This window comes from Rathayibacter sp. AY1E8 (assembly GCF_002931415.1).
Lineage (GTDB): Bacteria > Actinomycetota > Actinomycetes > Actinomycetales > Microbacteriaceae > Rathayibacter.
The window spans coordinates 46,980-55,607 of the sequence record NZ_PSVI01000020.1 but is presented as its reverse complement, the minus strand read 5'-3'; the positions used below and the strand labels follow the sequence as shown (position 1 = coordinate 55,607).

Below are 8,628 nucleotides of genomic sequence, written 5' to 3'. Positions count from 1 at the left end.
CTGCTGACGCCCGGCTCGATCAGCCCGCTCGGGCAGCACGCGGAGCTGCGCGGATTCGTGCCCGGCGCGAACCGGCTCGTGGTCGCCGATCCGGAGTCGGGCTCGCTGATCGACCTGGCCGACGGTTCGGTCGAAACGCTCGCCCTCCCGCCGGCCGACGTGAGCGCGACCGCGACGCCCGTGCAGATCCTGCTCCTCGACTCCGGGAGCTACGTCGAGCTCGAGGCCGAGTACGCGCCGGAGACGGGGGCGACCCAGTACTCCGTCGTCCGCGTCGACGCGTCCGGCACCTCGGAGGTGTTCCGCACCTCGCCGACGGGGCGCATCCGCGGCGTCTGCCTCTCGCCGAACGGGCAGTACCTCGCCGTCGAGACCGTCTCGGTGGAGGGCCGGCCGGACGACTACCCGGGCGAGCCGGGCTTCAGCGCGACCTCGACCGTGCTCGTCGACCTCGGCACCGGCGACACCGCGCGCAGCGTCAACGGACGCTCGCGCGACTGGTGCGCGTAGGGGCCGGGCCGACGACCGGCTCGTCCACCTGACTCATTGCTGGCGGCCCGGAAGTACCGGATCGTTCAGCAGATCATCGAGAACGACCAGCGCGCCGAGCTGAGCGTCGCGGACCGTACCGCCGCGTGGGCGCAGCTCGCGTTCGAGGGCGTGTCCGCTGCAGCGATCGCCAAGCGCACCGGCATCAAGACCGATGCGGTGAAGAAGGGGCTTGCGGTCGCGGAGTCCGCGACCGTCACGTCCGTTCTGCACGAGCACGAGCTGACCCTGGACCAGGCGGCGGTGCTGTTGGAGTTCGAGGACGACGCCGACGCCCGCGCGAACCTGATCGAGGTCGCCACCCACGACCCGGCCCGGTTCGAGCACACCGCGCAGACCCTCCGCGACGAGGCCGCGCACCAGGGGTTCCTCGCGGCGACCGCCGCCGAGTACACCGGCAACGGCTTCCAGATCCTCACCCGCTCCGACGCTTACGGCGACCAGGCGACGTGGACGCCGGTGCGGCAGCTGCGCGGGGAGGACGGGAAGAGCGTCACTCCCGAGCAGGTCGCCGCCGCTCCCGGCCCACACGAGATCGATCCCGCGTCGCTCGGTGAGAAGCCGATTTCGAGTGTCGACGCCACCCCATCGGACGTGGACAACGACACCGTCTGGGTCCTCACAGTGCGCGGAGACCGGGATCCCTCCTGACATCGGCGGGACTTCTCGACGAGCTCGGCCGGTGTCGTCCTCAAGCGCGTCTCGGCTCTGCTGTCCAGTACGGAAATCGTCCTACGGCCGGCCGAGTTCAGCTAGTCGACGGTCATAGCGGGCCAGTTCGGCACGCATCTGCTCGATCGACCTCGGCGTGAAACGCCTCACCTGCATGTCGAGGATCGCATCGGCCACGACGTCGCTGGTCCCGAATGCTGCGGCAATGGCCGCCCTCTCGTCGTCGCGACCTCCCGAGACGCTCGCGCACACCCGGAACAGCTTCTCGGGGTTCTCGATGGCTCTGATGCAGGCGTTGATGATCTCGGTACTCATCACCAGATTGTGACGTTCGCTGTCGTCGTCCATGCGGTCACCGTACCGGCCGAAGCGACCTGCCTCCGGGCGGCGACGGCCTCGCGGCGGGGCGGACGTTCTCGGCGCTCCAGTCGGTCGGGTCGTCGCGGGGATCGCGAGGCCGGGCTTCATGGCGACGACGATGTCCGCGTTCTCGAGGTCCTCCACTGTGACGGCGCGGGGGGTGCGGTCGCTGATGTCGAGACCGAGCTCCGCGACGGTCGCGGCAATCGCGGGGTTCACTGTGTCTGCGGGGGACAGCCCGGCGGTGGTGGCGGTGTAGCGGTCGCCGGCGAGTACTTCGAACACGCCGGCCGCTCCCAACTCGGCGCCCACGGTCAGCCGAAGCACCAGCATCGCCTGCACGATCCACCTCACCCGGAAAGGGGACTTAGTTAGACCGTCTAGAAAATCTAGGCTGTGACCGCTCGATCGGCGGTCCCTGGCTGCTGGTCGTTCGAGGTTGGCGCGCGTTCGGCCAACCGGCAGCGAGGGGTGCACCGACCCGAACGGTTGCACCCCTCGCTGTAATTGTGAAGCCACCAGAGCCCGTTGACGAGAGGGCCCGGAGGCGCCGAGACATTTTCGAGGGTCGATGCCGGTGAGGGTCAGGCGAAAGCGCTGCCCGCCAGCGGATGCGCGAGCAGGATCCCCGCGATGAGGACGAGTGCGGCGCTCGGCAGCACGAACTCGACGGGGCGTTTTCCGTGGCGGCTCAGCGCGGAGGGCGCCAGATGGATGAGCACGCCGACCGTGAGCAGGGCGGCGCACGTGAGAAGACCCCATCCGCCGATGAAGAGCAGACTGACTCCCGGGCCACCCGACTCGGGGATCCCGTACCAGACGGCGTCCGCGATCCAGAGTGTCGCGGCGGCGACGCCGGTTGACGCGAGAGCGACCCAGGACACAACGGAGCTAGAGCCGGTCGAGGTCGATCTCCTGGTGTCCACCTGCCGAACGCTAGGGCAGCCGACGGCGCTGGACAACGAAGCCGGAATGAACAAGAGGTGGACGTGAATCCGTCCGGCGACGGACGGCCGTGCCCCTTCAAGGAGTTGCCGGTGGACTCCCGAGCGCAGCGTCGTCGTGTCTCGTTGCCCTGCGGTCGGGGATCGAGGAGCGGGGAGGGGGAGGCGCCGGCTGGTGGACCGACAGGTCGGCTTCGCTTGCAGTTCCCGCAGCGGAGGATCGCCATGCTCACCGGCGGTGCCGACTCGCTGCCCGTGAGGGGAGCTCTCGCTGAGCTGGCGGATGAGCCGATCGGCGATCGGGTTCAGCCGGTGAGCCGGCGGACCTGTTCAGCGGAGAGCTGGCGGTCGGCGAAGAGCACGACTCGTGCGGTCGGGTCTGGGCTGTGCGCGTCCGGACCCTCCCATCTGAGCGCGAGGCCGAGTCGCTCGATGGTGCGGCGGGAGCGTGCGTTGCGTTCTGCGACGACCGCGGTGACGGGCAGCTCCGGTCGGAGGCGGTGGGCGAGTTCGATGCCGGCGAGGGCGACCTCCTGCGCGTAGCCCTTGCTCCAGTGGTCGGGGTGGAGGGTGAACGCCACATTCCAGGCTGCATCGGAGAGCAGAGTGCATCCGCCCATTCCGATCAGATCCTGGCTGTCGATGGGGGAGTCGCGCCGGCGGATCACCCAGCTGCTGAGTCCGTCCCGTGTCCACTGGGTCCTCCGATACGCGATCACGGCCCGGGTCTGATCGGCGGAGAGATGGAGGAGGAGCGGATCCTCTTCCGCGATCCGCGGATCGGTGTAGAGGCGGAACAGCTCGTCCAGGTCGGTCTCGGCGGGCCGGCACAGTCGGAGCCGGTCGGTGAGCACGTCGAGGTCCCGTGGGGCACAGGCCTGTCCGTCGCTCACGCTCATGGGATGAGGTTGCCATGACCCGACCGCTCGACCAGCGTTGAGTGCGCATGTGATCCGGTCGCGCGAGGTGGCACGTACGGGGATCGGTGGCCGGAGGTCCTCAGTTGCTGACGTGAGTCAGAGTCCGCGCGTACTCGATCATCGGATGACCACCGAGCGGATGCGGCGCGGGATCCCCGTGAGGCTCGAAGCCGGACGCCTTGTAAAGCCCTTCCGCCCGATCGTTTCCGGCGCGGACGTGCAGCTTCAGGACGAGGTAGCCGAGCTGAGAGGCGGACTGGACCGCGTCGTCGAGCAGTGTCCGGCCGATCCCGCGCCCTGTCTCGCTCGGTGCGACGGCGAGCAGTTCGAGCAGCGCACTGTGTCGGCCCGGACCATCGCCCGTGTCGACGGTGAGAGCGAACCCGAGGGGATCCGAGCCGATGACGGCGAACCGAACGAGAGGCCGGTGGAACTTCGCTCGAGCCCTCTCGGCGACCGCGTCGTCCTGACTGCATCCGTCTCGTGCTCTGAGTGCCTCCAGCCAGAGGTCGATGCAGGGCCCGCGATCGTCAGGCGAACCGGCTCGGATCTTCATGCGCTGAGGCTATCGACGCAGCCATCGGACATGTTCCGAATCCGAGTCGCGTCCTCGTTGTGGACGCCGGCTCGCCGGCTGACGCTGGACAGCAGCTCGCCGAGGCGTGGTCGTGTCACCGAACGAGACGTCGGGCGAAGGACCGGCACATGCTCCGAGGGGCGGGCGTGCGCGAGGAGCGATTCGTACAGTGGAGGTATGAGTGTGATGAAGGAGACGGGTACCGCGCGGCGGAGCGGACGAGGGTGGACGCGGGCTGCGTTCGTGCTGGGCGTTCTCGCCGTCGTGTCCTACGCCGTCGGATACCTGGCGGTGGCCCACCTGTGGGTGGGCGATCCCCTGGTCATCGGAGTCGCGACCACGCTGCAGTACCTTCTCCCGCTGGCCGGCGTCCTCGTCGGTCATCAAGCGCGACGACACGTCGGTCCTCGCTGGGAGTCGACGGTGGGACTCGTGCTCTCCTACCTCTTCCTGGCCTTTGCCGTGGTGCCGGTCGTCATCGGCTTGGCCGGACTGCTGCTGGCACGCTGATCGATCGACGACCCGGATCATTCAGCGGTTCACGCGATTCGCCGCCGTCTGAACGATCGGCAGCTTCTTCGCACGAAGGGTGGCGGCGAGGAGCCAGCCGAGGAGGGAAGCGATTCCTGCCGTGACTGCATATTCCGTGATGAGGCCCGCGGAGGAGGGCCAGGTCGCGTTTCCCGACGCGAGTACCAGCGCGGTGGAGGCGGCGGCGCCGATCACGAGTCCCAGACCCAGGAACGCGGCCGCCCGCCCGACGCGCGGGGTGCGGCGTGTCCGCCGGTCGAGCCAGAGACTCGAGGGAAGCCATAGGAGTGCGCCCGCGACAGTGAACGCAGCTGCCGTGCCCGCGATGAGCCCTGCTGCGGACCCGCCCGATACATCCCAGCTGCCCGCGGTTCGCACCAGCGCGAGGACCGCAACGGCAGGCCACGCCAGAATGCCCCATGCCAGTTCTCGTGTTTCCATGAGCATCATGGTCCGGCACGTCGGTGAACACGCCATGAATCAGAACGTTCAGCACTCCACGATCATGTGTTCCGTAAGGGGATCGTTGAGCGGGCCATCTTCGTCGTCCGCGTGGACTCATCCCTCCACAGGACCGGGGCACGTCTCGGGGCTGAAATCGGAGGTTGCGGTGGTTGCGTCCGGGCAGAGGCCGGTGGTCCAACCGTGATCATCCGCGTAGGAGTTGTATTCGTTTGTCAGAGAGAAGACGATCCCTGCGTTCCAGGGTGCCGTGTAGGCGAAAGAGACGACGGGATCCCCTTCATCCGTGAGAGAACTCCAGGCGAGCTCCGCCTCCTCGCCCGCTGCTGCTGCCGTGTCGAGGCATGCGACCGCGTTGATGGGCACGAGCTCGGTTTGATCAAGCACGAACTCTCCGCAGGTGTCGGCAGCGTTGCCTTCCTGCACGATCAGCGGCGCGTCGCGCAACGCGCGAGCTGCCCGGATCGGATCACCCTCCGGAGCTGGTGAACCTGAGCACGCGGCGAGCATCAGTGCGCCAGCAGCAATGAGCGCCGTAGCGGCGCAATGCGGTCCCGCCATTCCCTCGCCTGTTCGTTTCACGGCGCCACCGTACTCAAGACCGCGCCTTTGTCTACTTGCAACCGGCAGGCGGGGCCGGCACCGTCCCGTATCGGGATGGTTCACCGGGCCGATCTGGTGCCCGGCCGTGGAAGACTCGTTGGGCCGACGACAGCGGAGCGTGACGCCAGTGACTTCAGTAGTGAGCCTCATCCGCTCCAACAGCCTCTCCGGCGCAGCGCAGTATGCGTACGCCGCGACAGTTCCCGCCGGCTCGCGCATGATCTTCCTCGCCGGAGATGTTGCACTGGACGCGGTAGATCCCCTGCCCCGGAGTTGCCGTCACTTCGTCCCTAGTCTTTTCCTATGAACGCATCGAGCTCATTGCCCTCTCTTGACGGTTACCGCTTCGCGGCTGTCCGCGACACAGTCGGCGGCGAAGTAGGACCTGAGACTGTCTTCGACTACCACGAAGCGGACGGCGAGGTGTGGGCCACCTACGCCGGCGGCGCAGTCCGGCGGGGATTCCTTGTCGGCACTCGAACCGGTGACACGGTGGCGTTCCGCTACTGCCAGCTCAACGAGGACGGCGAGACCTCGACGGGATCCTGCGTCTCCGAGATTGTTCTCGACCCAACTGGGCTGCTTCGAATGAAGGAGACGTGGGCCTGGGAATCAAAACCCGGTAATGGCACCAGCGAAGTCACGGAGATCATCGTCCCTCGCCTAGCATCGGTCGTCACAGAACCCCGAACCCGACCCTTTCACGAGTCGTAGAATGAGTGACAAGTTATAGGACAACACTGCTCGGCGCGCCGCGTTTGTGCAGTTGATCGCTAAGTGGCAGCGTCTCTTGATTGTTGCGTGGCGCTGGTTGCCGATGACGAGGATGCTGGCAGCGGCTTCGATGACGTCGTCGGTAATGGTTTCGAGGTCGTTGATCTTGAGCACGCGGGCTATCTGCGGAAAGAGTCGTTCGAGTAGGCGGAAGTTGCCGCGGGTGATGCGTTCGATGGAGGCGATGGCTTGGGCGTCGGTGAAGTCGTCGGGGTCGAGGGTGCGGCCGAGGCGCTTCCAGTGGCGGTCGAGGACGAAGAGGAGTTCGTCGCGACCGAGGGCGCGGTAATGGTGGGAGAAGCCGAGGCGGCTGTAGAGCTGCGGGTAGTGGCGGAAGCGTTGGTCGATGCCGGGCATGCCGATCAGAATTATGGAGAGGTGTTCGCGGTCGTGTCGGTCGCGGAGCAGCTCGAGTGCGGTGGGTGTGAGTCGTTCGGCTTCGTCGATGATGAGTAGCTCGACGAGGTGAGCCACTGGTCGTGCTTTGAAAGGCGGGTCAGGTTCGAGGGAGCGCAGATGTTCGTCGGCGCAGAGGCCGACTTTGATTTGCCAATGGTCGATGTCGTGCATGAGGTCTTTGGGTAGGCAGAGTACTTCGGGTGTGTAGAACACGGTGCGGGATCGGTTGGCGAGGGCGTAGTGCTTGGCGTCGTGATCTCCTCGCGGGCCCCATTCGTTGATGTAGGGCTCGAGAGCGTCCCAGTTCGCATAGCGGCGGGCGGAGTTGGTCTTGCCGACACCAGCATCACCGTGACAGATGCCGATGGTTCGTTCCTTGCGGACGGCGTTGGCGAACTCGGTGAAGCGTCGGTGCTCTTTGGTCACGATGAAGGCCTGGTTCATCACTCGTCCTCTTCATAGGTGCGTAGCCGGCGCCGATGGGGAACGGGCGCGACGCTGTGCGGCTCCTCCCGGACGGTGGCGGTGGGAATGCGGTCGTTGATGACGTGCCGGAGTTGTCGTCGGCGGGCGCGGCGGGCGGCTTCGATGTCGCGGAGGCTGAGTCGGAGGTTGGGGTGAGCTTCGTCGACGGCAACACAGACGAAGGTGTCGCGGTCGTAGACCCGGATCTCTGAGACGTCACGTGGGTCATATCGAATCGTGACGGTGTGCCCGACGAAGGGTGCGAGCGTCGGGGCGAGGTAGCGCTGGCCCTGGAAGTGAATGCCATCGCGCTGCACGACGCGATTCTTCGGAACAGTGAGAAGAAGCCCATCGAGCTGTTCGAGGCTGTCAGGCATACGCGGGAGCCAGCCGTCAGCGACCCATGCGTCTCGCGGAGAGGCTTCGAGCTCGCGATGCGGGCACTCGTTGTAGGTCCTGACGAAGGCGCCGATCGCCTGGTCGAGGGCCGCCAGATCAAGTACTGGGTGGGGGCTTCTGCTGCCGGGCCCGAGGTGCCCCGGGAGGGTAGCGAGGAGTTCGGTGTTGATGGTGCGGAAGAAGCGTTCGATCTTGCCGCGGCCCTGGGGTCTGCCGACGATGGAATGGATGATGCGGATGCGCAGCTCGATGGCGGTGCGCTCGAGGTGGTGGCTGGTGAAGTCGGAGCCGTGGTCGACATGGAGAACGTCAGGTATCCCGCACATAGCCCACGTCGGGTCGGGCTTTCTCCAGATCGCCTGACGGAGAGCAAGTGCTGTGCTCATCGCGGACGGTGCCCCGGCGAAGACGATGTAGCCGCAGATCGCGCGCGAATAGTCGTCCATCACGATCGTCAGCCACGGCCGATCGGGCGCGCCCCCGGTGCCCATGATGAGGATGTCGAGTTCGGTGTGATCCGCCTGCCACATGTGGTTGGGACGTTCGGCGCGTCGGCGAAACACCAGCTCGTGCTTGTCTCGATAGGCGGCCGGTCCTTCCAACACGAGTGTTACGAGCGCCGGGTCTAGAGCTTGCACGATTTCCCTGACGGTGGCGTAGCTCGGCGCCGACAGGCCATGATGATCTGCTTCAGCGCTTGCTAGGCGGTGCAGCGTGGTCAGCGCTGGTCGCGGCCTGCTCAAAGCCAGTCGTTCGATGAACGCCACGAGCTCAGGCGGCGTTCGACGTACACCAGCGTCCGATCGCTGGTGCGGATCGAGAGCAGTGACGCCGCTTCCTCGGTAGAGCTGATGCCAGCGCTGTAGTGTGCGGAGGCCGATGCCGATGTCTCGTGCGAGGGCGGCGAGGGGTATCTGATCTTCGACGTGAAGTCGGAGAATTCGCCACCGCTCGTCACCGTCCATGGCATTTG

The 8,628-nt window shown here is 66.6% G+C and carries 11 protein-coding genes and 1 pseudogene; 4 read left to right on the top strand and 8 right to left on the bottom strand.

What is annotated here, in order from left to right; translation table 11 throughout:
* A partial coding sequence (locus C5C74_RS17375; RefSeq protein ID WP_374953511.1) for a hypothetical protein occupies window positions 1-510 on the top strand: 510 nt, incomplete at its 5' end.
* 36 nt (window positions 511-546) lie between these two features.
* Window positions 547-1,200, top strand: coding sequence for a hypothetical protein (locus tag C5C74_RS08095; protein WP_104351300.1), 654 nt, complete (start codon window positions 547-549; stop codon window positions 1,198-1,200).
* A gap of 81 nt (window positions 1,201-1,281) precedes the next feature.
* On the opposite strand, the gene C5C74_RS08090 is transcribed toward C5C74_RS08095, so the two are convergent.
* From C5C74_RS08090 to C5C74_RS08075, 4 genes are all read right to left on the bottom strand, one after another.
* Window positions 1,282-1,935: a low molecular weight phosphatase family protein gene (locus tag C5C74_RS08090; protein ID WP_258064123.1), complete on the bottom strand. Its 654-nt coding sequence runs from the start codon at window positions 1,933-1,935 to the stop codon at window positions 1,282-1,284.
* Between the two features lie 230 nt (window positions 1,936-2,165).
* The gene (locus C5C74_RS08085) at window positions 2,166-2,507 is read right to left on the bottom strand and encodes a hypothetical protein (RefSeq protein WP_146081495.1); all 342 of its coding nucleotides are present in this window, start codon (window positions 2,505-2,507) and stop codon (window positions 2,166-2,168) included.
* Between the two features lie 323 nt (window positions 2,508-2,830).
* Window positions 2,831-3,424, bottom strand: a complete 594-nt coding sequence (locus C5C74_RS08080; protein WP_104351298.1) for a GNAT family N-acetyltransferase — start codon at window positions 3,422-3,424, stop codon at window positions 2,831-2,833.
* 100 nt (window positions 3,425-3,524) lie between these two features.
* Entirely contained in the window at window positions 3,525-4,001 is a 477-nt protein-coding gene (locus C5C74_RS08075) for a GNAT family N-acetyltransferase (protein WP_104351297.1), read from the bottom strand.
* Window positions 4,002-4,199: 198 nt separating this feature from the next.
* Here C5C74_RS08075 and C5C74_RS08070 point away from each other — a divergent pair, with 198 nt between their 5' ends.
* A complete protein-coding gene (locus C5C74_RS08070) occupies window positions 4,200-4,532 on the top strand; it encodes a hypothetical protein (protein WP_104226378.1) in 333 nt (110 codons plus the stop codon).
* A 21-nt stretch (window positions 4,533-4,553) separates the two neighbouring features.
* Here C5C74_RS08070 and C5C74_RS08065 read toward each other — a convergent pair whose 3' ends face one another.
* Together C5C74_RS08065 and C5C74_RS08060 are read right to left on the bottom strand one after the other, a co-directional pair.
* Complete coding sequence (locus C5C74_RS08065; RefSeq protein ID WP_104263128.1) at window positions 4,554-5,003, bottom strand: hypothetical protein; 450 nt, start codon at window positions 5,001-5,003, stop codon at window positions 4,554-4,556.
* 108 nt (window positions 5,004-5,111) lie between these two features.
* Entirely contained in the window at window positions 5,112-5,597 is a 486-nt protein-coding gene (locus C5C74_RS08060; RefSeq protein ID WP_146078953.1) for a hypothetical protein, read from the bottom strand.
* Between the two features lie 324 nt (window positions 5,598-5,921).
* Between C5C74_RS08060 and C5C74_RS08050 the strand changes: the two genes are divergently transcribed.
* Entirely contained in the window at window positions 5,922-6,332 is a 411-nt protein-coding gene (locus C5C74_RS08050) for a hypothetical protein (protein ID WP_104223373.1), read from the top strand.
* Between the two features lie 96 nt (window positions 6,333-6,428).
* Here the strand turns inward: C5C74_RS08050 and C5C74_RS08045 are convergent.
* Window positions 6,429-7,235, bottom strand: a pseudogene (locus C5C74_RS08045) (AAA family ATPase); the annotation flags it as partial.
* On the bottom strand, window positions 7,235-8,620 hold the full coding sequence (locus C5C74_RS08040) for a Mu transposase C-terminal domain-containing protein (RefSeq protein WP_104351295.1): 1,386 nt from the start codon (window positions 8,618-8,620) through the stop codon (window positions 7,235-7,237). The gene C5C74_RS08040 and the pseudogene C5C74_RS08045, both read right to left, overlap by 1 nt.
* Window positions 8,621-8,628: the final 8 nt, after the last annotated feature.